At 71.4% G+C, this 21,218-nt stretch carries 19 protein-coding genes and 1 pseudogene; 9 read left to right on the top strand and 11 right to left on the bottom strand.

All coding sequences use genetic code 11. The features are described from left to right. Position 1 precedes the first annotated feature (1 nt). The 4 genes from AB0E98_RS18440 to AB0E98_RS18425 form a co-directional block, all read right to left on the bottom strand. Positions 2-1,033, bottom strand: coding sequence for an ABC transporter substrate-binding protein (locus AB0E98_RS18440; RefSeq protein WP_361703480.1), 1,032 nt, complete (start codon positions 1,031-1,033; stop codon positions 2-4). Between the two features lie 11 nt (positions 1,034-1,044). Then, positions 1,045-1,812 (bottom strand): ABC transporter ATP-binding protein, encoded by a 768-nt coding sequence (locus AB0E98_RS18435; RefSeq protein ID WP_361703477.1) that lies wholly within the window; start codon positions 1,810-1,812, stop codon positions 1,045-1,047. Further along, positions 1,812-2,858 carry an iron ABC transporter permease gene (locus AB0E98_RS18430; protein WP_361703475.1) on the bottom strand — a complete coding sequence of 349 codons (1,047 nt, stop codon included), beginning with the start codon at positions 2,856-2,858 and terminating at the stop codon, positions 1,812-1,814. The genes AB0E98_RS18435 and AB0E98_RS18430 overlap by 1 nt, the downstream gene beginning before the upstream one ends. A gap of 251 nt (positions 2,859-3,109) precedes the next feature. Then, positions 3,110-3,709 (bottom strand): FABP family protein, encoded by a 600-nt coding sequence (locus AB0E98_RS18425; protein WP_361703473.1) that lies wholly within the window; start codon positions 3,707-3,709, stop codon positions 3,110-3,112. A gap of 258 nt (positions 3,710-3,967) precedes the next feature. On the opposite strand from AB0E98_RS18425, the gene AB0E98_RS18420 reads away from it, so the two are divergent. After that, positions 3,968-4,339, top strand: a complete 372-nt coding sequence (locus AB0E98_RS18420; protein WP_126915426.1) for a DsrE family protein — start codon at positions 3,968-3,970, stop codon at positions 4,337-4,339. 28 nt (positions 4,340-4,367) lie between these two features. Here the strand turns inward: AB0E98_RS18420 and AB0E98_RS18415 are convergent. The 6 genes and pseudogenes from AB0E98_RS18415 to AB0E98_RS18390 all read right to left on the bottom strand — a co-directional run. After that, a pseudogene (locus AB0E98_RS18415) lies at positions 4,368-4,679 on the bottom strand (DUF3099 domain-containing protein); the annotation flags it as partial. A gap of 94 nt (positions 4,680-4,773) precedes the next feature. Beyond that, positions 4,774-5,064 carry a DUF1416 domain-containing protein gene (locus AB0E98_RS18410; RefSeq protein ID WP_361703471.1) on the bottom strand — a complete coding sequence of 97 codons (291 nt, stop codon included), beginning with the start codon at positions 5,062-5,064 and terminating at the stop codon, positions 4,774-4,776. A gap of 56 nt (positions 5,065-5,120) precedes the next feature. After that, complete coding sequence (locus AB0E98_RS18405) at positions 5,121-5,966, bottom strand: sulfurtransferase (protein WP_361703470.1); 846 nt, start codon at positions 5,964-5,966, stop codon at positions 5,121-5,123. A gap of 411 nt (positions 5,967-6,377) precedes the next feature. Then, positions 6,378-7,088 carry a DUF2993 domain-containing protein gene (locus tag AB0E98_RS18400; RefSeq protein WP_361703467.1) on the bottom strand — a complete coding sequence of 237 codons (711 nt, stop codon included), beginning with the start codon at positions 7,086-7,088 and terminating at the stop codon, positions 6,378-6,380. A gap of 197 nt (positions 7,089-7,285) precedes the next feature. Beyond that, positions 7,286-8,575 carry a hypothetical protein gene (locus tag AB0E98_RS18395; RefSeq protein ID WP_361703466.1) on the bottom strand — a complete coding sequence of 430 codons (1,290 nt, stop codon included), beginning with the start codon at positions 8,573-8,575 and terminating at the stop codon, positions 7,286-7,288. A gap of 9 nt (positions 8,576-8,584) precedes the next feature. Continuing rightward, positions 8,585-8,872 carry a MoaD/ThiS family protein gene (locus AB0E98_RS18390; protein ID WP_361703661.1) on the bottom strand — a complete coding sequence of 96 codons (288 nt, stop codon included), beginning with the start codon at positions 8,870-8,872 and terminating at the stop codon, positions 8,585-8,587. A 145-nt stretch (positions 8,873-9,017) separates the two neighbouring features. On the opposite strand from AB0E98_RS18390, the gene AB0E98_RS18385 reads away from it, so the two are divergent. The 7 genes from AB0E98_RS18385 (at position 9,018) to AB0E98_RS18355 (ending at position 18,816) form a co-directional block, all read left to right on the top strand. After that, positions 9,018-10,751, top strand: coding sequence for an ABC transporter ATP-binding protein (locus tag AB0E98_RS18385; RefSeq protein ID WP_361703465.1), 1,734 nt, complete (start codon positions 9,018-9,020; stop codon positions 10,749-10,751). A gap of 158 nt (positions 10,752-10,909) precedes the next feature. Next, the gene (locus AB0E98_RS18380) at positions 10,910-12,808 is read left to right on the top strand and encodes an ABC transporter ATP-binding protein (RefSeq protein ID WP_361703658.1); all 1,899 of its coding nucleotides are present in this window, start codon (positions 10,910-10,912) and stop codon (positions 12,806-12,808) included. 478 nt (positions 12,809-13,286) lie between these two features. Then, positions 13,287-14,135 carry a response regulator transcription factor gene (locus AB0E98_RS18375; RefSeq protein WP_361703463.1) on the top strand — a complete coding sequence of 283 codons (849 nt, stop codon included), beginning with the start codon at positions 13,287-13,289 and terminating at the stop codon, positions 14,133-14,135. Between the two features lie 24 nt (positions 14,136-14,159). Next, on the top strand, positions 14,160-15,182 hold the full coding sequence (locus AB0E98_RS18370) for a LacI family DNA-binding transcriptional regulator (protein ID WP_361703460.1): 1,023 nt from the start codon (positions 14,160-14,162) through the stop codon (positions 15,180-15,182). Positions 15,183-15,566: 384 nt separating this feature from the next. Next, the gene (locus tag AB0E98_RS18365; RefSeq protein WP_361703457.1) at positions 15,567-16,601 is read left to right on the top strand and encodes a trypsin-like peptidase domain-containing protein; all 1,035 of its coding nucleotides are present in this window, start codon (positions 15,567-15,569) and stop codon (positions 16,599-16,601) included. Positions 16,602-16,675: 74 nt separating this feature from the next. Further along, positions 16,676-17,413, top strand: a complete 738-nt coding sequence (locus AB0E98_RS18360; protein WP_361703454.1) for a response regulator transcription factor — start codon at positions 16,676-16,678, stop codon at positions 17,411-17,413. Further along, the gene (locus AB0E98_RS18355; protein WP_361703452.1) at positions 17,410-18,816 is read left to right on the top strand and encodes a HAMP domain-containing sensor histidine kinase; all 1,407 of its coding nucleotides are present in this window, start codon (positions 17,410-17,412) and stop codon (positions 18,814-18,816) included. Before AB0E98_RS18360 ends, AB0E98_RS18355 begins: the two co-directional genes overlap by 4 nt. Positions 18,817-18,908: 92 nt before the next feature. Here the strand turns inward: AB0E98_RS18355 and AB0E98_RS18350 are convergent, their stop codons facing one another. Continuing rightward, a complete protein-coding gene (locus tag AB0E98_RS18350) occupies positions 18,909-20,228 on the bottom strand; it encodes a DUF2993 domain-containing protein (protein WP_361703449.1) in 1,320 nt (439 codons plus the stop codon). 341 nt (positions 20,229-20,569) lie between these two features. Between AB0E98_RS18350 and AB0E98_RS18345 the strand changes: the two genes are divergently transcribed. Next, on the top strand, positions 20,570-21,217 hold the full coding sequence (locus AB0E98_RS18345) for a hypothetical protein (RefSeq protein WP_361703447.1): 648 nt from the start codon (positions 20,570-20,572) through the stop codon (positions 21,215-21,217). Position 21,218 lies beyond the last annotated feature (1 nt).

The following is a 21,218-nucleotide window of genomic DNA, read 5'->3' as shown; positions in this document are numbered from 1 at the left end:
GTCACGCATCCCGTACCCCCTTCAGATACCCGGCGAGCGCGGCGATGGCCGACGGATTGCGGGGGCTCTCGACGAGATCGACGTAGTCGAGGACGAATACCCGGTCGTTCCTGATGGCCGAGACGCCCGCGAGCGGCGGGTAGGACATCAGGAACTTCTTCTTCTCCTCCGCGCCGACGGACCCGTAGTTGTTGATCACGATGACCTCGGGGTCCCGCTCGACGACCGTCTCCCAGCCGACCGTCACCCAGGAGTCCTTGAGGTCCTTCATCACATGGTCGCCGCCCGCCTTGGTGATGATGTCGTGCGGCCCGGCGAAGGCCCCGGCGGTCAGCGGCTTGTCCTTGCCGTCGTCGTAGAGGAAGACCCGCGGCGCCCGGCCGTCCTCCGGCACCGCCGCCCGGGCGTCGGCGACCTGCTTCTTGAAGCCGTCGACGAGCTTCCGCGCCCGGTCCTCGACGTCGAAGACCTTCCCGAGCGTCTCCAGGTCGGTGTAGAGCGCCTCCAGCGGCGGCATCACCCCGCGCGACGTGCCCGTGCCGCCGTTGTGGCAGGACTCGGTGAGGACGTACGAGCCCACGCCGACCTTCTTCAGCGCCTCCGGGGTGAAGCCGTTCCCCTCGCCGAAGCCGTAGTTCCAGCCCGCGAAGACCAGATCCGCCCTGGCGTCGAGGACGAGCTCCTTGTTGATCTCCTTCTTCGACAGCCACTTCACCTTGTCGTAGCCGCTCTTCCAGGGCGCGGCTCCCTTGTCGTCCCGGCTCGTGCGGTAGTCGGGCGCCACATAGCCGGCCATGTGGTCCTCCAGACCCAGCGCGAACATGATCTCGGCTATCCCGACGTCGTTGGTCACCACGCGCTCCGGCGCCTTGTCGTACGTCGTCTTCACACCACAGTTGGAGATCGTCACCGGGTAGTGGCCGCCGGACGCCGCCTTCGACTGTTTGCCGTCGGGAGCGTCCGAAACCTTGGCGCCACAGCTCGTGAGGGTGATGGCGGTGAGAACGGCGAGGGTGATGCGGGCGGTTCGCATGCGGAGGTTCCTTACGGGAGGCGGTCGAAGAGCAGCTGCGGGGCGCCGGAGACCGGGTGCGGCACGCGGTGCGCCCGTACGCCGAAGACCTCGGCCAGCAGCTCGGCGGTCAGCACGGAATGCGGCGGCCCGGACGCGACGACGCGCCCACCGGCGACGACGTACAGCGCGTCGCAGTACCCGGCGGCGAGATTGAGGTCGTGCAGCGCGGCCAGCACCGTCACCCCCGACTCGCGCACCAGCGACAGGACCTCCAGCTGCTGGGCGATGTCCAGGTGGTTCGTCGGCTCGTCCAGGACGAGCACCCGCGGCTCCTGGGCCAGCGCCCGCGCGATCAGCACCCGCTGCTTCTCGCCCCCGGACAGCGACAGGAAGCCCCGCCCGGCCAGGTGCGAGGCGCCCACCCGCGCCAGCGCAGCCGCGCACACCTCGGCGTCCACCTCGGTGGCCCGGCCGCCCGGGCCCTGGTGCGGCAGCCGGCCCATGGCCACGACCTCGGCGGCCGTGAAGTCGAACTCGCCGCCCGACTCCTGCGGCAGCGCCGCCAGCCGCCGCGCCCCCTCGCGGGCGGTGAGCGCGTGGAGATCGTCGCCGTCCAGCAGCACCCGCCCGGCGGCCGGCCGCAGCGCCCGGTAGACGCAGCGCAGCAGGGTGGACTTGCCGCTGCCGTTCGGCCCCACCAGCCCCACGAACTGCCCGCTGCCCGCCCTCAGCGCGATGTCCTCCACCAGCCGCGCGCCCGCGATGTCGACCGCGAGCCCCTCGATGTCGACCCGCATCACGAACCCCCGAAGACATAGCCGCGCCGCCGCATCAGCAGCACGAAGCAGGGCACCCCGATCAGCGCGGTGATCACCCCGACCGGCAGCTCCACCGGCGCCAGCAGCAGCCGGGAGACGACGTCCACCCACAGCAGGAGCACCGCGCCCATGAGCGGCGCCACGGCGAGCACCCGGCGGTGGTCGGCGCCGACGAGCATGCGGGTGACGTGCGGGACCATCAGCCCCACGAAGCCGATCGCTCCGCTGACGGCCACCACGGCCCCGGTGACCGCGGCCGTCACCACGAACAGCACCCGTCGCAGCCGCTCGGCGTCCACGCCCAGCGTGGCGGCGGTCTCGTCGCCCATGGCCAGCGCGTTCAGGCGCGGCGCCGACCACAGCAGATACCCGGTCCCGGCCAGCACCACGGCCGCCGCGATCGGCACGGACGACCAGGTGGCCCCGCCCAGGCTGCCCAGCAGCCACATCATCGCCGAGCGCGCCGCCTCGCCCCGGTCGGCGCTGAACACCATGAGCGTGGTGATCGCGGAGAAGCCGTAGTACATCGCGCTGCCGGTCAGTACCAGCCGCAGCGGCGTCAGCCCGTGCCGGGTGCGCGCCGCCGCGTAGACGAGCGCCATCGCGGCCAGCGCGGAGGTGAACGCGGCACCGGACAGCGCCCACACGCCGAGCGAGCCCAGCGCCCCGAAGAGCAGTACGGCGTTGGCGCCCACGGCGGCGCCGGAGGAGATGCCGAGGACGAACGGATCGGCGAGGGCGTTGCGCACCATCGCCTGTACGCCCACCCCGATGGCCGACAGCCCCGCGCCGACGACGGCGGCCAGCAGGGCGCGCGGGAGGCGCAGCTCCCAGACGATCGTGTACGCCGGGACCTCGTCCGGCGCGATGGTCCCGCCGCTCAGCCCCGCCCACAGATGGCGCGTCGTCCGGCCCCAGCCGACGCCGGACGCGCCGAGCGCCACACAGCACAGCAGGGAGACGAGGAGGGCGGCGGAGAGGGCTGCCAGAAGGGGCGGCAGGGGGAGCCTGCGGGGGTGCGCCACGGGCGGTACGCCTTCGCCTCGGGCCGTGGCTCCGCGCGCGAAAGCGAAAACGCCGTAAACGCGTACGGGTGTCCCCTCGCAGTCCACGGCGAGTGAGCTGGGAACCACGCCGCCGTGGGTGATCGGGCTCGCGGAAGGCCCCGTCAGAGGGCCTTCCGCCTACCGATGGGGGTCCCCCCATGCCGTTCAGGCCCTGGGGGAGGGTCAGCGCCGGACTTCGACCGGACTTCCCCCGCGGGGCGCGAAAGAGGTTACTTTTCCTCGGGCTTGTACGGCGTGCCGTCGGGGTTGAAGAAGGAGACGCCGTCCGGCAGGTCGTCGGGCAGGTTGCGCGCCCAGTCCTGGAGTTCCGCCGGGACCTTCTTCAGCTGCGCCGACATGTACGGGCGCAGCGGCACCTCGGGGGTGGCCTTCTCGCCGACCCACATCAGGTCGCCCTTGACGTAGCCGTACAGGCGCTTGCCGCCCGAGTACGGGCCGGAGGCGGCGGTCCGCGCCACGGCGTCCGTGGCGATGTCGATCTGCGGCTTCTGGTCGGCCATTTCGCCGTACCAGACCTCGACGACACCGGTGTCGCGGATCATGACGATCTCGACCTTGCGGTTCTTGTCGATCCGCCAGTAGCCGGTCTCGGTCTCCAGCGGCTTGACCGGCTTGCCGGCGGCGTCCAGCACCCAGGAGCGCGAGACGTACTCGAGGAAGTCCCGGCCGTCGTGGCTGAAGACGACTTCCTGCCCGAAGTTGCACTTCTCGGAGCCGGGGAAGTCGTGGACGCCCGCGCCCTCCCACGTGCCGAGGAGGAACGCCAGGGGGACCAGGTCGGGGTGAAGGTCGGACGGAATCTCGATCATGGGCTCAGGCGATCTGTAGGCGGTGCGGAGAACGGGGTCAGCGCTGGCCCTGGTACAGCTTCTTCCAGGTCAGGCCCGCGAAGGCCATGACGCCGACGGCGACCAGTACCAGCAGGGTGGTGAAGAAGCCTTCAAGCACGAGCGCGCTCCTCGGTCGGAGTGGAGATCAATGTCGGTACGGACCGGACAGGAGTCTAGTCGGCCGCCTCGGGGACGGCGCTGTGAGGTCTGTCGTCCCGCCGTCCTAGAGTGACCGGCATGGCGAACGCGAAGAAGCTCGTGATCAAGGTGACGGCGGGCGCGGACGCGCCCGAGCGGTGCTCGCAGGCGTTCACGGTGGCTGCCGTGGCCGTGGCCAGCGGTGTCGAGGTGTCGCTGTGGCTGACGGGGGAGTCGTCGTGGTTCGCGCTGCCCGGGCGCGCCGCGGAGTTCGAGCTGCCGCACGCGGCGCCGCTGCCGGACCTCATCGACGGGATCCTCGCCGGGGGCGGGATGATCACGCTGTGCACGCAGTGCGCGGCGCGGCGCGGGATCGAGGAGAAGGACCTGATCGAGGGCGCCCGGATCGCGGGCGCGCAGGTGTTCGTCAGCGAGGCGATGGCGGACGGCACGCAGGCGCTCGTCTACTGATCCGCTACTGATCCGCCGAGACCCGGTTTCAGTCGCGGCCCCAGGGGTCGCGTGGCCCCTGGCGGCGCTTGCCGTCCAGCTCGTCCCACCATTCGTCCGACTTCGGGTCGCCCGATGGATCGTCCCACCAGCGGTCCTCGGGCCCCCGGCGGTTCGCGACGATGGCCGCGACCGGCGGGATGACCATGGCGAAGAGGCACAGTCCCACGGCGGCCGGCACCGACCACAGGCGTACGACGGCCCATGCCATGACGAAGAGGAAGATGCAGGTCCCCATCATGGCGAAGTAGAGGTGCTTGCGCCGGGAGTACACGCTTTCACGGTACGACCGTGGGGCGGCCCGCGCGAAGGGCGCGCGAAGGGCCGCACCCCCACAAGGCGTCCAACCCCGGGGTGCGGCCCTTCGAGTCCCGTGGCCGTTCGAACGGCCGGCCTCAGACGGTGATGACGACGTCCGCCAGCGCGCCCTTCTCGGTGAGCACGACCTTGCGGTCGGCCGTGGCGCCCGGGACGAGCGCGCGGACCGTCCACGTGCCCTCGGCCGCGTAGAAGCGGAACTGCCCGGTCGCGGATGTGGGCACCTCCGCCGTGAAATCGCCGTGCGAGTCCAGGAGCCGGACGTAGCCGGCGACGGGCTCGCCGTCGCGGGTCACCGAGCCCTGGATGGTGGTCTCACCGGCCTTGGCGGTCGAGGCGTCGGGGCCGCCTGCTTTCGCTCCACACATGTGCGTTCCTTTCCGTTGGCGCGGGGTGCTTGGCGCGGGGTGCTCGGCTCGGAGGCTCAGCCGCCGGCGCCGAGCTCGATCGGCACGCCCACGAGGGAGCCGTACTCGGTCCAGGAGCCGTCGTAGTTGCGGACGTTCCGCTGTCCGAGCAGCTCGTGGAGGACGAACCAGGTGTGCGCCGAGCGCTCGCCGATGCGGCAGTAGGCGATGGTGTCCTTGGCGAGGTCCACGCCCGCGCCCCGGTAGAGCTCCGTGAGCTCGTCGTCGGACTTGAACGTGCCGTCGTCGTTGGCCGACTTCGACCACGGGATGTTGCGCGCGGTCGGGACGTGGCCCGGGCGCTGCGACTGCTCCTGCGGGAGGTGCGCCGGGGCGAGCAGCTTGCCGCTGAACTCGTCGGGGGAGCGCACGTCGACGAGGTTGAGCTCGCCGATGGCGGCCAGGACGTCGTCGCGGAAGGCGCGGATGGACGCGTCCTGCGGCTGCGCCCGGTAGTCGGTCTGCGGCCGCCCCGGCACCTCGGCGACGAGGTCGCGGGAGTCGAGCTCCCACTTCTTGCGGCCGCCGTCGAGGAGCTTCACGTCCTGGTGGCCGTAGAGCTTGAAGTACCAGTAGGCGTAGGACGCGAACCAGTTGTTGTTGCCGCCGTAGAGGACGACGGTGTCGTCGTTGGCGATGCCCTTCTCGGACAGCAGCTTCTCGAAGCCGGCCTGGTCGACGAAGTCGCGGCGGACCGGGTCCTGAAGGTCGGTCTTCCAGTCGATCCGGATGGCGGTCTTGATGTGGTTCTTGTCGTACGCGGACGTGTCCTCGTCCACCTCGACGATGACGGTCGTGGGGTGGTTTTCGTCGATGCGGGCCTGGACCCAGTCGGCGTCCACCAGGACGTCACTGCGGCTCATGCTGATCTCCTCCGGGGCGGTTGCTGGCGTGCCGGTGCGCGGCGCGTGCGCGTGGTGCGGTGAGCGGGTACGCGGCACCGCGCGGCGAGTGGAGCGGTGGTGCGGGGAGGCGGCCGAGGGGCCGGAAAGGGGTCCGTTAAACGGTCCCCGTCAGACACGGCGACACAGCATGGCGGCAACACGGCACAGGTCCACTGCCCGCCGCTTGGTGAGATCCGCCTGTCGCTTCATAAGGGGGATCGTAGGGAGGGGCGGGAGCCCTGTCACCGGGGTGCCGGATAATGAGACGAAAGATCCCACATATTGGGATCGAGATCTCCACGGAAGGCTCGCCGACCCCCGTCCGGCCCTTCCGCGGGCTCGCGTGGACTGATGTGCGGACGGGGGCGTCTCGTACCGTGGACGGGGGTCTCAGCCCGTCAGGTTGACGTCGGTGCCGGTGAGGGTGATGTCGATGCCGTTCGGCGTGGCGACGACCGTGTCGAGCTTGATGCCCCTGGGCAGGCCCGTGATCTTCCGGTCGAAGTCGGTCTTCTCGCGGATCTTCCGCTCCAGGCCGGGGATGCCCTGCGCGGGGACCTCGTTCGCCCGGACGCGGACGGTGTCGCCGTTCACGACCGTCACGGTCGAGACCACGCTCTGCTGCGACGTCTGGCCCATGACGGTGACCTTGCCGGAGACCTTCACCTGGTTGCCGCCGGTGGTGTCCTTGCCGCCGTAGCCGACGGTGGCGTCGGGGTCGCCGGTGGCCTTGGTCAGCTCCTCGTAGGTGAGGTGCGCGGTGCCGCTCGCGCGGCCGGCGGTGGCGGAGGTGTAGCTGCTGTCGACGCGGACGTCGTGCAGGGTGGCGTCGAAGCCGCTCACCGTGATGGAGCGGTCGCCCGTGCCGGCGGTGACGCCGCCGTCGAGCTTGATCTCGACCTCGTCGAGTTGCGAGCTCGCGACCTGGGTGAGGAAGGGGAATCCCTTGATGGAGACGTCCGGGGTGCCGGAGAGGCCCTGGCTGCTGCGGATCTTGTCGGCGACCTGGCTTTCGGCGAAGTAGACGGCCGCACGGTCGGCGCCCATGAACAGGGCCGCCAGGATTATGGCGGCGATCAGGAGCCTGCGTATCGCGCGCATCGGTTCGTTCGTCCCCCACTCTTGGTCAGGCTTTCCCGTGAGCCTAACCGGATGGGGGTGGTGGGTGGCAGGGCCGGGTGTCACCGGTCTGTAACCGTTTGGGGGTTCTTGCCCCGCGAACGCCGGACGGGCCGACAAGGTCAGCCCGTCCGGCGTTCGCGGACCGGAGGTCCGGGGGCGGAGCCCCCGAAAACTCCCTAGCCCAGCGCCCGCCCCAGCACGTACACCGCCGGCGCCGCCAGCGCCAGCGGCAGTGCGACGCCCGCCGTCAGGTGGACGAAGCGGGACGGGTAGTCGTAGCTGGCGACGCGCAGGCCGACCAGGGCGCAGACGCCGGCCGCCAGGCCGAGCAGCGCGGCCGAGGCGCCGAAGCCGGTCAGCTGGCCGCCCGCGATGCCCGCGCCCGTCGCGGCGATCAGCGCGACGACGGGGGCGGCGACCGAGGGCAGCGGCAGGGCGCGGGCCAGGACGGCCGCGGCCACGCCGAGCGCGCCGATCACCACCGCGTCGGAGTCGGCCGCCAGGTGGGCGCCCGCCATGACGGCCAGGGCCGTCGAGGCGGTGGCCGCCGTCAGCCCGTAGAGCCGCTCGTCCGGCGCGGCGTGACTGCGCAGCTGGAGGACGACGACCAGCAGGATCCATACGCCGAGGGTGCCGAGGAGGACCGTCGGCGCCTTGGCCGTGTCGGTGGCCAGCAGGCCGATGTCGGCGGCCACGCCGCCGAGGAAGGCCAGCGCGATGCCCTGCCGGGCGGGCCACATGCCGTTCAGCCGGAACCAGCCCGCCGCCGTCACCGCCTGGAGCAGCACCACGGGCACGGCCAGCGCGGGCCGCCCCAGCGGCGCCACGGCGGCCAGCAGGCCGGCGAGCACGGCGGTGATCAGCGCCGGCTGGAGACCGGGCGACACGATCTGCGCGCGGCCCTCCGCCTTCGCCTTCTCGGCCGCGGTCATCGGCCGCTCGGCCACCTCACCGGCGACCGGCGCCGCCGCCGTCACGACCACGCCCTCCGGACGGGGCACCGGCAGCGCCCCGGCCCCGGCGGGCTCGTAGCCGGACGGCCGCTGCCGGTCCCAGGGCGACGCCGCGCCCTCGCCGCCGCCCGTCGGCCACGAAGCGTCGTACGCGGGCGCGGGCGTGACCGGGGCCGCGGGGGCCTGCTCCCGGCTCTCGCCGATCGGCTGCTGCCAGGTGTGGGTCTCCCAGGTCTGGGTCTGCCAGGTCTGGGTGTGCGGCTCGTCGTGCTGCTGGTAGTCCTGCTGGGCCTGCGGCCACGCGGCGGGCTGCTGGTGCGCCGCGTGCTGGTGCTGCGCCTGCTGCGCCTGCTGCGCGTCGTAGCCGTAGCCGTAGCCGTATGCCGAACCGTCGGCCTGCCCGTCCGGCCCGTGGTCGTACGACCCGTAGCCCTGCTGCGGCTGCTCGTACTGCGGGTACTGCCCGTGCTGGTCGTACCGGTCATAGGGATTGCGGTGGTGCTGTTCGCTCATGCTGCCGGGTCACCCTCCTGCGAAGGGCGGGAGCACCTCGACCGTGCCGCCCTCGGTCAGTCGGACCGTCGAGTGGTCGCGCGTGCCGACAGGGTCACCGTTCACGAGGAACGAGCAGCGCGTGAGCACTCGCGCGAACTCCGGCGCCGTTTCGTGCGTCCGCCGGGCCGCGACCAGCGCGTCCGCGAGCGTCCGCGCGGCGTACGGCTCCTCGGCCGTGCCCGCGGCGGCCTTGGCCGCGGCCCAGTACCGGATCGTGCCGGCCGGAGGTTCCGGCGGCCCCGGCTGTGCCGGCAGTGATGCCGGACGAGCCGTGTGTGTCGTCGCCACGGCGACCCCTTTCGGTTTCTTGCCGCCTCCATGATGACGGGTGCCGGGCCCGGCATGTCCCCGCCCGGTAAAGGAGAGGCCCCATCGAGAGGTGCTCGCATAGGCTTCTTGTGTGTTGGTGCGACTTCTACGGTCGTCTTTGCGGCCCTACTCCGGAGCGATCGCGCTGATCGTGCTCTTGCAGCTCGTTCAGACCCTCGCCACCCTCTACCTCCCCAATCTCAACGCGGACATCATCGACAAGGGTGTCGTCAAAGGCGATACCGGATACATCCTGAGCACCGGCGGGCTGATGCTCGCCGTGACCCTCGCGCAGATCGTCTGCGCCATCGGCGCGGTGTACTACGGCGCCCGGACGGCCATGGCGGTCGGCCGGGACCTGCGCGCCGCGGTCTTCGACCGGGTCCAGTCCTTCTCCGCGCGTGAGGTGGGGCAGTTCGGGGCGCCCTCGCTGATCACCCGCACGACCAATGACGTCCAGCAGGTCCAGATGCTGACCCTGATGGCGTTCACGCTGATGGTGTCGGCGCCGATCATGTGCGCGGGCGGCATCGTCCTGGCCGTCCAGCAGGACGTGCCGCTGTCCGCGCTGCTGCTGGTGATCGTCCCGGTCCTGGCGGCGATCGTGGGCGTGATCATCTGGCGGATGCGGCCGGTGTTCCGCGGGGTGCAGGCCCGCATCGACACGGTCAACCGGGTGCTGCGCGAGCAGATCGCGGGCATCCGCGTCATCCGCGCGTTCGTCCGCGACGACCACGAGCGGAAACGATTCCGGAACGCCAACGCCGAGCTGATGGACGTCTCGCTGCGCGCGGGCCGGCTGATGTCGCTGATGTTCCCGTCCGTGATGCTGGTCGTGAACCTGTCCTCGATCGCCGTCGTGTGGTTCGGCGGCCACCGCATCGGGGACGGCGGCATGGAGATCGGCGCGCTCACGGCGTTCATCAGCTATCTGATGCAGATCCTGATGTCGATCATGATGGCCACCTTCATGTTCATGATGGTGCCGCGCGCCGAGGTCTGCGCCGAGCGCATCCAGGAGGTCCTGACCACCGAGTCCAGCGTGGCACCGCCCGCCGTCCCGGTGACCGAGCTGCGGGGGCGCGGGCACCTGGAGCTGCGCACGGTGGAGTTCGGCTACCCGGGCGCCGAGGAGCCGGTGCTCCGGGACGTCTCCCTGGTGGCCAGGCCCGGCGAGATCACGGCCGTCATCGGCTCCACGGGCAGCGGCAAGTCGACCCTGCTGGGCCTCATCCCGCGGCTGTTCGACGCCACCGGGGGCGCCGTCCTCGTCGACGGCGTGGACGTACGGGAGCTGGAGCCGGCCGCGATGTCGGAGGCCGTGGGGCTCGTCCCCCAGAAGCCGTACCTCTTCTCCGGCACCGTCGCCTCCAACCTTCGCTACGGACGCCCCGACGCGACCGACGAGGAGCTGTGGCAGGCGCTGGAGACCGCGCAGGCCCGTGAATTCGTCGCGGCCATGGACGGGATGCTGGAGGCGCCGATCTCCCAGGGCGGCACCAATGTCTCCGGTGGTCAGCGGCAGCGTCTGGCGATCGCGCGGGCCCTGGTCCGCAAGCCGGAGATCTACCTCTTCGACGACTCCTTCTCCGCCCTCGACTACGCGACGGACGCCCGGCTGCGGGCCGCGCTGTCGCATGAGACCGGGGACGCGACGGTGGTGATCGTCGCGCAGCGGGTGTCGACCATCCGCGACGCCGACCGCATCGTGGTCCTCGACGAGGGCCGGGTCGTCGGCACGGGCACCCATACCGAACTGATGGGGACGAACGAGACCTACCGGGAGATCGTGCTCTCCCAGCTCACCGAGGAGGAGGCGGCGTGACGTCCCTGGAGAAGCCCGCCGCGCCCACCGCCGGCGGCCCGGACGGCAAACCCGGCGGCCCGGACGGAACACCCGGCGGACCGGGCGGCAAGCCCGGGGGCGGTCCCGCCGCCCCCCAGCGTCGAGGACCGGCGCCCGCCGTCGGCATAGCCCGCTTCATGGGCGGCCAGCCCACCGAGAAGTCCATGGACTTCGCCGGCTCCGGCCGCCGTCTCCTCGCCCGGCTGCGCCCCGAGCGTGCGGTCGTCTCCATCGCCCTGGCGCTCGGTGTGGCCAGCGTGGGGCTGGCCGTCATCGGCCCCAAGGTCCTCGGCCACGCCACCGACCTGATCTTCGCCGGTGTCGTCGGCGCCCAGATGCCGGCCGGCGCCACCAAGGCCGAGGTCCTGGCCGGGATGCGGCAGCAGGGCAACGGCAAGATCGCCGACGTGCTCTCCGGCGTGGACTTCGTGCCGGGCCACGGCATCGACTACGGCGCCATCGGCACGGTGCTGCTGTGGGTGACGCTGATCTACGTGGGCTCGTCCCTCTTCCAGCTCGTCCAGGCCCGCATCGCCACGAACGTCGTCCAGAAGGCCGTGTTCCGGCTGCGCGAGGAGGTCGAGGAGAAGCTCGGCCGGCTGCCGCTGAGCTACTTCGACAAGCAGCAGCGCGGCGAGGTCCTCTCCCGGGCCACCAACGACATCGACAACATCGCGCAGACCCTCCAGCAGACCCTCAGCCAGATCATGGCCTCCCTGCTGACGATCGTCGGCGTGCTGGCGATGATGTTCTGGATCTCCTGGCTGCTGGCCCTGGTCGCCCTGGTGACCGTGCCGGTGTCGATCATCGTCGCCACCCGGATCGGCAAGCGGGCACAGCCGCAGTTCGTCGCGCAGTGGAAGTCCACGGGCAAGCTCAACGCCCACATCGAGGAGATGTACACCGGCCACTCGCTGGTGAAGGTCTTCGGCCGCCAGAAGGAGTCCGCCGAGACCTTCCGCAAGGAGAACGACGAGCTCTACGAGGCCGGCTTCAAGGCACAGTTCATCTCGGGCCTGATCCAGCCCGCGATGATGTTCATCGGCAACCTCAACTACGTGCTCGTCGCCGTGGTCGGCGGTCTGCGCGTGGCGACCGGTTCGCTGTCGATCGGTGACGTCCAGGCGTTCGTGCAGTACTCGCGCCAGTTCAGCCAGCCGCTGACCCAGGTGGCCTCCATGGCCAACCTGGTCCAGTCCGGTGTGGCCTCGGCCGAGCGCGTCTTCGAGCTGCTCGACGCGGAGGAGCAGTCCGCCGACCCGGTGGACGCGCGCCGTCCGGACCACGTACGTGGCGAGGTCGCCTTCGAGAAGGTCTCCTTCCGCTACGAGCCCGACCGCCCCCTCATCGAGGAGCTGTCGCTGACGGTCCGGCCCGGCCAGACCGTCGCCATCGTCGGCCCGACCGGCGCCGGCAAGACCACGATGGTCAATCTGCTGATGCGGTTCTACGAGGTCAACGGCGGCCGCATCACGCTCGACGGCGTCGACGTCGCGCAGATGTCCCGGGAGGAGCTGCGCTCCCACATCGGCATGGTCCTCCAGGACACCTGGCTCTTCGGCGGCACGATCGCGGAGAACATCGCCTACGGCGCCCCCGAGGGCGTCTCCATGGACAAGATCGTGGAGGCGGCGAAGGCCACCCACGTCGACCGCTTCGTCCGTACGCTGCCCGACGGCTACGAAACGGTGATAGACGACGAGGGTTCCAACGTCAGCGTCGGCGAGAAGCAGCTGATCACCATCGCGCGGGCCTTCCTCGCCGAGCCGGAGATCCTCGTCCTCGACGAGGCCACCAGCTCCGTCGACACCCGCACCGAGGTGCTGATCCAGCAGGCCATGGGCCGGCTGCGGACCGGGCGTACCAGCTTTGTGATCGCCCACCGCCTCTCGACCATCCGGGACGCGGACGTGATCCTCGTGATGGAGTCCGGCCGGATCGTGGAGCAGGGTACCCACGACTCGCTGCTGGCGACGGGCGGGGCGTACGCCCGGCTGTACGAGGCGCAGTTCGCGGAGCCGGTCGCGGAGGCGTAGCAGCATCGGGGCGCGCGCCGTCGTGACGGCGCGCGCCCCGGCGCGTGCTCCCATGCGCCGTCTGTGCCGCATCGCACCCCCATCCGGCCGTCCGCCGGCCGGTGGGTGCGCGAGACTGGACGGTGCGGGACGCTCCGCCCCGCGACCGCTGCGCCACAGGCCTTCCGCTGTCAAGAGTGCGATGCGATGACCACTCGAAGTGACCGACGAAACACAAGCTCATGCAAAATCGTCCGCGCCGTCGAAAGTCGGGTGGGTTATTCTGCTGCGCAGAGAGGATCCGGGCAGAGTGGCCCCCGGGTCCTTTTGTGCATTCGGACGACGAGCAGTGCCCCAACCGTCCTCGCAGGGACCGAGGAGGAACCGACGTAATGGGCGAGCGAAGCGCACGACAAGAGAGCGCGACCCCGACGGGTCGTACGAGTACCAGTGCCAGTACCAGTACGAGCCGTACGAGGACCCGGGCGGGTGGTTGCCGATGAGCTCCCTGCTCCTCCTGACCAATGCCCTGCAGCCCTCGACCGAGGTGCTGCCCGCGCTCGGTCTGCTGCTGCACAGCGTGCGTGTGGCCCCCGCCGAGGGCCCGGCCCTCGTGGACACCCCCGGGGCCGACGTCATACTGATCGACGGCCGCCGCGACCTGCCCCACGTCCGCAGCCTCTGCCAGCTGCTGCGCTCCACCGGACCGGGCTGCCCGCTGCTCCTCGTCGTCACCGAGGGCGGCCTCGCCGCCGTCACCGCCGACTGGGGCGTCGACGACGTCCTCCTCGACACGGCGGGCCCCGCCGAGGTCGAGGCGCGGCTGCGGCTGGCCATGGGACGCCAGCAGATCTCCATGGACGACAGCCCGATGGAGATCCGCACCGGCGACCTCTCCGTGGACGAGGCCACCTACAGCGCCAAGCTCAAGGGCCGGGTCCTGGACCTGACCTTCAAGGAATTCGAGCTGATCAAATACCTCGCGCAGCACCCCGGCCGGGTGTTCACCCGTGCCCAGCTGCTCCAAGAGGTCTGGGGCTACGACTACTTCGGGGGTACGCGCACGGTGGACGTCCACGTCCGGCGGCTGCGCGCCAAGCTGGGCCCCGAGCACGAGTCCTTGATCGGCACCGTCCGGAACGTGGGCTACCGGTTCGTGCTGCCGGAGAAGGCGGAGAAGGGGAAGGCCGAGTCCTCGGGCTCCTCCGCGTCCACCGCCTCCACCGCCTCCGCCGGGAGGCAGGCGCCGGAGCAGTTGCCGAACGGCTCACGGAACGGCTCTCGGGACGGGTCGCACAGCGCCTCCCTTAGTGACCGAACCGAGGCCGTTCGCCCGGTGAAACGGTAGGTGGACCCGCGTAGACTGCCGCGCGTGGCCAAGGTGACGCGGGACGATGTGGCAAGGCTTGCGGGGACGTCGACCGCGGTCGTCAGCTACGTCATCAACAACGGACCGCGCCCGGTGGCACCGGCGACGCGGGAGCGAGTGCTGGCCGCGATCAAGGAGCTGGGGTACCGGCCCGACCGGGTCGCCCAGGCGATGGCCTCACGACGGACGGACCTCATAGGCCTGATCGTCCCGGACGCGCGCCAGCCCTTCTTCGCGGAGATGGCGCACGCGGTCGAGCAGGCGGCGGCCGAGCGCGGGAAGATGGTCCTCGTCGGGAACTCCGACTACCTCGACGAGCGCGAAGTGCACTACCTGCGCGCCTTCTTGGGCATGCGCGTCTCCGGCCTGATCCTGATCAGCCAGGGCCCCAGCGAGACCGCCGCCATGGAGATCGACGCCTGGGACGCCCGGATCGTCCTGATGCACCGTCGGCCCGACGCGATCGACGACGTGGCCGTCGTGACCGACGACGTCGGCGGCGCCCAGCTCGCCACGCGCCACCTCCTGGAGCACGGCCACCCGTACGTCGCCTGCCTCGGGGGCACGGAGGTGACGCCGGCCATAGGGGACCCGGTCACCGACCACGTCGAGGGCTGGCGGCGCGCCATGCGCGAGGCCGGGTTGTCCCTGGAGGGCCGGCTCTTCCAGGCCCCCTACAACCGCTACGACGCGTACAAGGTCGCCCTGGAGCTCCTCTCCCGCCCCGACCGGCCGTCGGCCCTGATGTGCGCCACCGACGACCAGGCCATCGGCGTGCTGCGGGCCGCCCGCGAGCTGCGCATCGACGTGCCGGGGGAGCTGGCCGTCGCCGCCTTCGACGACGTGAAGGAAGCGGCGCTGACGGACCCGCCGCTCACCACCGTCGCCTCCGACCGGCAGGCGATGGCCCGCGCGGCGGTCGACCTCGTCCTCGACGACGGCCTCCGCTTCGCCGGCTCCCGCCGCGAGCGCTTGAAGCAGTTCCCGTCGCGTCTGGTAATCCGCCGCTCCTGCGGCTGTGGCTGACCCGCCCCGGTTGTGGGCCGCCGCCCGCCCCCGGGGCCGTGGGCTGCCCCCGCCCCCGGGGTTGTGGGCAATCGTCCCGCAGGGCTGGGGGCACCTCCCAGCGGTAGCCGGGGGAGGGTGGGCACAATCCGACCACGGACGGACGTGCACCACGGCGGGGCGCCCCCGGGCTGCGGCACGTGAGGATTCCGCCGGACCCTCGCCGTACGGGCCGCTCACCGTCGCGGCGGGAGAGAGCCCCGGTCCCGCCCCTTCCCGAAACCGGGGGCAAGCCCCCGGCCCCCCAGGCGGGACGCGGCTCCTTATGCCGGGTGAACAGGGTTCTGCACCCCTTCTCAGCCCGTCCTCAGACTCCTCTCATCATCGCGGCGCACAGTCGTACCCATGACGGAAACCCCCCGCCCCGGCGGCCCCCAGGACCCTGGTCAGTACCCCGCGCCCCCGGCGTACTCCCCGTACGCCCAGTTCGCAGAGCCGGCTGCCCCGGCGGGGCCGGGGATGTCCACCCCGCCCTACCCCGCATCCCACCGCGCCCGCGCCAAGCGCCCGATCGCGCTGTTCGCCGCCGCGGCGATCGTCGCGGCCGTGGTCGGCGGCGGGTCCGCGGCCCTCGTCGGAGAGCTGACCAGTGGGCGCGGCGGGGACAGCAGCCAGTCCACCCCCGTCCAGAACGCCTCCGTCAAGGGCACCGGCGTCTCGGCCGTGGCCAACGCCCTCAGCCCCAGCATCGTCGAGATCAAGGCGACGACCGCCTCCGGCCAGTCCACCGGCTCCGGCGTGATCATCACCGGTGACGGTGAAGTGATCACCAACAACCATGTGGTCGCCGGCGCCGACGAGGTCAAGGTCGGCCTCAGCGACGGCACCTCCAAGACCGCCAAGGTCGTCGGCACCGACCCCGACAAGGACCTCGCCCTCATCAAGATCCAGGACGTCAAGGGCCTCAAGGCCGCCAAGCTCGGCGACTCCGGCAAGATCAGGGTCGGCGACCAGGTCGTCGCCATCGGCTCCCCCGAGGGCCTGACCGGCACCGTGACCAGCGGCATCGTCTCCGCCCTCAACCGCGACGTGACCGTCTCCAAGGAGCAGGGCGGCAGCGGCAGCCAGGGCCGGCAGCGTCAGCAACAGCAGCGCGGCCTCCCGCAGTGGCCGTTCGAGTTCGGCGGCAACCAGTACAACGGCGACACCGGCTCCTCCAAGACCACGTACAAGGCCATCCAGACCGACGCCTCCCTCAACCCCGGCAACTCCGGCGGCGCCCTCATCGACATGAACGGCGAGATCATCGGGATCAACTCCGCCATGTACAACGCGGGCGCCAGTGACACCGCCGGCAGTGTGGGCCTCGGCTTCGCCATCCCGGTCAACACGGTCAAGGCCGACCTGGCCAAGCTGCGAGCGGGCGGCAGTGGCAGCTGAGAAAGCGCCGGGCGTGCGAGGCTGAGGAGAGAGAGCACCTGAACCCGCCCAGTGAGATCCGTGAGGTACCGCCGATGAGCCCCGCCGAGCACGGCGAGACGCCCGCCCGCATCCTGATCGTGGACGACGAGCCCGCCGTGCGCGAGGCGCTGCGCCGCAGCCTCGTCTTCGAGGGCTATGCGACCGAGCTGGCCGTCGACGGACTGGACGCGGTCGAGCGGGTCGCCGCCCATCGCCCCGACATGATCGTGCTCGACGTGCTGATGCCCCGCATGGACGGCCTGACGGCCGCCCGCCGGATGCGCGCCTCCGGAGTGACCGTCCCCATCCTGATGCTGACCGCCCGCGACACGGTCGGCGACCGCGTCACCGGCCTCGACGCCGGTGCCGACGACTACCTCGTCAAGCCCTTCGAGCTGGACGAGCTGCTGGCCCGCATCCGCGCGCTGCTGCGCCGCAGCTCCTACGCCACCGTCCCCGCGCCCGCGGACACCGACTCGCAGACGCTGTCCTTCGGCGATCTGCGCATGGACCTCGCCACCCGCGAGGTGACCCGGGGCGAACGGCGCGTGGAGCTGACCCGGACCGAGTTCACCCTGCTGGAACTGTTCCTGACGCACCCCCGTCAGGTGCTCACCCGGGAGCAGATCCTCAAGTCCGTCTGGGGGTTTGAATTCGAGCCGTCGTCCAACTCCCTCGACGTGTACGTGATGTACCTGCGCCGCAAGACCGAGGCCGGGGGAGAGCCGAGGCTCGTGCACACCGTCCGCGGGGTGGGGTACGTCCTGCGGGCCGACGGCGGCACGGAATGATCGCGACCAGATTCCGCGGGCTCCCGCTGCGCTCCCGGCTGGCACTGCTGACGGCCGGCGCCTGCGCGGTGGCGGTGGCGCTGGCGGCGTGGGCCTGCTGGTTCGTCACCAAGGAGCAGCTCGGCAGCGAGCGCGACACCACCCTGACCAGCAAGCGCCTCGACGAGCGGTCGGTGCAGGCCCTGGTGCGCGGCTGCGGCGCCAACCCGCCCGGCCTGCCCCCGGCCCCCGGCTCGTACACCGTGCAGGTCGTCACCGCCGGCGGCCTGGTCTGCACGATGCCCGGCAAGTCCCCCATCAGGGTCACGGCCGCCGACCTCGCCGTCGCCGACGGCCGGCTGGAGGAAGCGCTGCACGACAGCGTCGCGACCGACGGCAACGAGATGCGCGTCTCGACGTACCGCAGCGAACAGCTGCCCAACACGGCCGTCTCCATCGCCCAGCCGCTGAGCGAGACCGACAAGCCCCTCAACTCCCTCGCCCTGGTCCTGGTGTTGACGGCAGGGGTGGGCGTGGTGCTGGCCGCGACGGCCGGACTGTGGATCGCCCGGGCCGCGCTGCGACCGGTGGACCGGCTGACGGACGCCGTCGAGCACATCGCCCGCACGGACGACCTCGCCGTGCGCATCCCCGTCGAGGGCGAGGACGAGATCGCCCGCCTGTCACGCTCGTTCAACTCCATGACCGAGGCGCTCGCCTCCTCCCGGGACCGGCAGCAGCAGCTCATCGCCGACGCCGGACACGAGCTGCGGACGCCGCTGACCTCTCTGCGCACCAACATCGACCTGCTCGTGCGGAGCGAGGAGACCGGCCGGGCGATCCCCCCGGAGGACCGGAAGGCGCTGCTCGCGAGCGTCAAGGCGCAGATGACGGAGCTCGCCGAGCTCATCGGCGACCTCCAGGAGCTCTCCCGCCCGGACGGCCCCGAGAACAGCGGCCCGCTCCAGGTGGTCGCCCTGCACGAGGCCGCCGGACGGGCCGTCGAGCGCGCCCGGCTGCGAGCCGGCGGCGCCGGGCTCACCATCGACGCCGAGCTCGACCCGTGGTTCGTTCGCGCCGAGCCGGCCGCGCTGGAACGGGCAGTGGTCAACCTCCTCGACAACGCCGTGAAGTTCAGCCCCACGGGTGGTGTGATCGAGGTCCGTCTGGTGAAGGGCGAGCTGACCGTCCGCGACCACGGCCCCGGCATTCCGGCCGAGGAACTCCCGCACGTATTCGACCGGTTCTGGCGCTCCCCGTCGGCACGCGGCATGCCGGGCAGCGGCCTGGGCCTGTCGATCGTCGCCCGGACGGTCCGGCAGGCGGGCGGCGAGGTGGCACTGCGCGCGGCGGCCGGGGGCGGCGCCGGCACGGTGGCGAGCGTACGGCTGCCGGGCGCGGCGACGGAGCCGCCGCGGCTGTAGCGGCCCCGTAAGGGGCGCGGGGCAGCGTCGATTTGCGGCTACCGCCGCGTGAGCGCGACCAGCCCCCACCGGCCCGCAGCGAAGCGGAACGCTCAGGGCTTGCCGACAGCAAGATCCGTCGCCGACAGCTCGGCCCGGATGCCGTCCGGCCCCACGGTCAGCTCGCGTAGGCGCAACTGGCCGGCCTCCGGCGGCAGCCGGAAGGAGAACGAGAAACGGTCCGCAAGCTCCGGCGGCTGAAGGCGCGTCAGCGCAGTGAGCAGCCCGGGGTCGATGCCCAGCTTCTCCAGCAGCCACGGGTGGTCGACGAGCACGTCGACGAGGTTGAGTCGCGTGAGCCCGTCGACGAACCGGGGCGTTCCCGCCACCTCCCGCAGCTTCTCCTCGCTGCCCAGCGCGGCTTCCACCGCATCCTCCGGCACGCCGAGCCGTTCGACGATCGCCGGGACGGCGAACAGGGCCTTCACCCGGGCGGTGTCCATGGCGATCCGTTCGGCGGCCTCGCGGTGCAGGACGAGACTTCTGTGGTCGCCGGGGCCCTGGCCCCCGGGGCGGTAGGTGGCGACGTGGGGGAGGTCGAGGCTCATCCCGTCGATCTCGGTGGTGACGCCCCGCCCGCCGTCCCGGCGCAGATGGGCCTCGGCCCGGACGACCAGCTCCTGCCCGGCGACGCTCAGCCGCCCCCGGGCGCCGATCGAATCGCCACCGAGGTCGCGGAATCTGACCTGGGAGGCGCCGAGCTCCCGGTCCATGTCGGCGAAGGCCAGCAGGACCTCACCGTTGACGTCACCGATGACGGCCCCCCGGATGGCGGTCGGCAGGCTGCCGGTGAGCCGGATGTCGCGGGCGCTCGCCCGTACTCGCGCCAGCGTCACCCGGTCGGCGGCGACGTGGGGGACGGTGACGTCGACCCGGTCGAGGCGCTTGGCGGCCACCTGGGTGAGGAACGGGAATCCCTTGATGTCGACCTGGGGTTCGGCCGTCAGGTGCAGAGCGCTCTGGAGCTGCTGTTGGGCCTTCTTCTCCGCGTACATCACGGCGCAGCGGTCGGCGAGGAAGAGGAGGGCGGCGCCGGCGGTGAGGAAGAGGAGGAGTTTCACGAGGCGGCGGAGGAGGCGGAGGGGACTTGGGGGTCGCGTCCGGGTCCGGGGGTGACGGCGGGTGCGGCGCCTTCCGCGGCGCCTGCTGCGACGGTGGCCGGGCGGGGTCCACGGCTGGTCGTCGTCGGGACCGGCCGAGATATAGGCGGTCGTGTCGACGTAGGGGTCGACGTAGGGGTCGGCGTGGGGGCCGGTGGATATGAGGGGTGGTTCGGGGGGTTCGTCGTACGGTGGCGGCTCGGGATCCGCGAGTGCCGCCAGTTCCTCGTAGGGGTTGGGGGGACGGGCGGCTATGCGCGTGGGGGTTCGCATCACCACATCCCACCATGGCCGGGGACGGTGACCGCAAGGGCTACCGCCGGTCCTGGCGCATTCTTGGCAGGTCCTTCGAACGCGAGTCTTAGCACGAATACGCGCAGAAATCGGGGTGGTTTCCGGCCGTTGCGCCACGGCTTATCCCGGATGGCCCGCGAAGCCCTCTAGCGTGATCTCCATGGCACGGGCTCGGGGGAGTCGCGACGATCACGCGACATGTGCGGCACGGGATGACTCGGACAGCGGTCATCCCAATGACGGCGGGCGGATGCGAGTGAATCCCGCTGGGGCGAGGATGCCAGCGTGGTCCGAGCCCAAGCCCGAGGAGGCGTCGCCCCGTGAACCGGAAGGCTGTGGTCGCCCTGGCGGCCGCCGCGCTCACCGGCGCCGCGGTCACGGGATGGGCCGCGTTCGTACCCGACCCCGTCACCCTCACGACCGAGGGCGCGACGGGTGAGTGCGCTGTCTCCTGGCGTAAGCCGGACGTCGTCTTCGCCCCGCTGACCCCGGGCGCCGCGCCGGGCTCCTTCGCCACCAGGGACGGCACGGGGAGGGTCGAGATCGCCGGTGAGGGGGATCTCCCCTCGCTGGCCACGGATGCGTCGGCTCTGACACGTGCGATCACCATCGCAGGTGAGGCGAAAGGCGGATTCTCGCTGCGGGACGGGGCGGGGAACATGATCGAGGCATCAGACCCCGAGATCCCCAGCAGTGCGGAGAATCTTCTCCAGGGCGTGCTGACGTTTCTCGTCAAAACCCCCGCCGACCCGTCCGGCACCCGTACGCCGGCCTTCACCTACGTCCCGTCGGGACCGCTGTCACCACAGCTGGAGCTGATGCCGACGCCCAAGGTCACCATCCCCTTCACCATCGCTCTGAGCGTCACCCCGCAGTTCGCGACAGCGCTGAACACGGCGTTCGGGGAGGGCTCGGTGAAGAGCGGCGATGCGTTCGGGCTGTGCCGGGGCGTCATCAACGCGCAGTGAG

The sequence above is a fragment of the Streptomyces sp. NPDC037389 genome, from assembly GCF_040636475.1.
Classification (GTDB): Bacteria; Actinomycetota; Actinomycetes; order Streptomycetales; family Streptomycetaceae; genus Streptomyces; species Streptomyces hesseae.
This window is presented reverse-complemented; position numbering and strand designations above follow the sequence as displayed.

Bases quoted from the DNA above. Each gene is read 5' to 3' on its own strand.
- AB0E98_RS18440 (WP_361703480.1), bottom strand. From the start codon at position 1,033: ATGCGAACCGCCCGCATCACCCTCGCCGTTCTCACCGCCATCACCCTC.
- AB0E98_RS18435 (WP_361703477.1), bottom strand. From the start codon at position 1,812: ATGCGGGTCGACATCGAGGGGCTCGCGGTCGACATCGCGGGCGCGCGG.
- AB0E98_RS18425 (WP_361703473.1), bottom strand. From the start codon at position 3,709: ATGATCGAGATTCCGTCCGACCTTCACCCCGACCTGGTCCCCCTGGCG.
- AB0E98_RS18420 (WP_126915426.1), top strand. From the start codon at position 3,968: ATGGCGAACGCGAAGAAGCTCGTGATCAAGGTGACGGCGGGCGCGGAC.
- AB0E98_RS18410 (WP_361703471.1), bottom strand. From the start codon at position 5,064: ATGTGTGGAGCGAAAGCAGGCGGCCCCGACGCCTCGACCGCCAAGGCC.
- AB0E98_RS18405 (WP_361703470.1), bottom strand. From the start codon at position 5,966: ATGAGCCGCAGTGACGTCCTGGTGGACGCCGACTGGGTCCAGGCCCGC.
- AB0E98_RS18400 (WP_361703467.1), bottom strand. From the start codon at position 7,088: ATGCGCGCGATACGCAGGCTCCTGATCGCCGCCATAATCCTGGCGGCC.
- AB0E98_RS18395 (WP_361703466.1), bottom strand. From the start codon at position 8,575: ATGAGCGAACAGCACCACCGCAATCCCTATGACCGGTACGACCAGCAC.
- AB0E98_RS18380 (WP_361703658.1), top strand. From the start codon at position 10,910: ATGGGCGGCCAGCCCACCGAGAAGTCCATGGACTTCGCCGGCTCCGGC.
- AB0E98_RS18375 (WP_361703463.1), top strand. From the start codon at position 13,287: ATGAGCTCCCTGCTCCTCCTGACCAATGCCCTGCAGCCCTCGACCGAG.
- AB0E98_RS18365 (WP_361703457.1), top strand. From the start codon at position 15,567: ATGACGGAAACCCCCCGCCCCGGCGGCCCCCAGGACCCTGGTCAGTAC.
- AB0E98_RS18360 (WP_361703454.1), top strand. From the start codon at position 16,676: ATGAGCCCCGCCGAGCACGGCGAGACGCCCGCCCGCATCCTGATCGTG.
- AB0E98_RS18355 (WP_361703452.1), top strand. From the start codon at position 17,410: ATGATCGCGACCAGATTCCGCGGGCTCCCGCTGCGCTCCCGGCTGGCA.
- AB0E98_RS18350 (WP_361703449.1), bottom strand. From the start codon at position 20,228: ATGCGAACCCCCACGCGCATAGCCGCCCGTCCCCCCAACCCCTACGAG.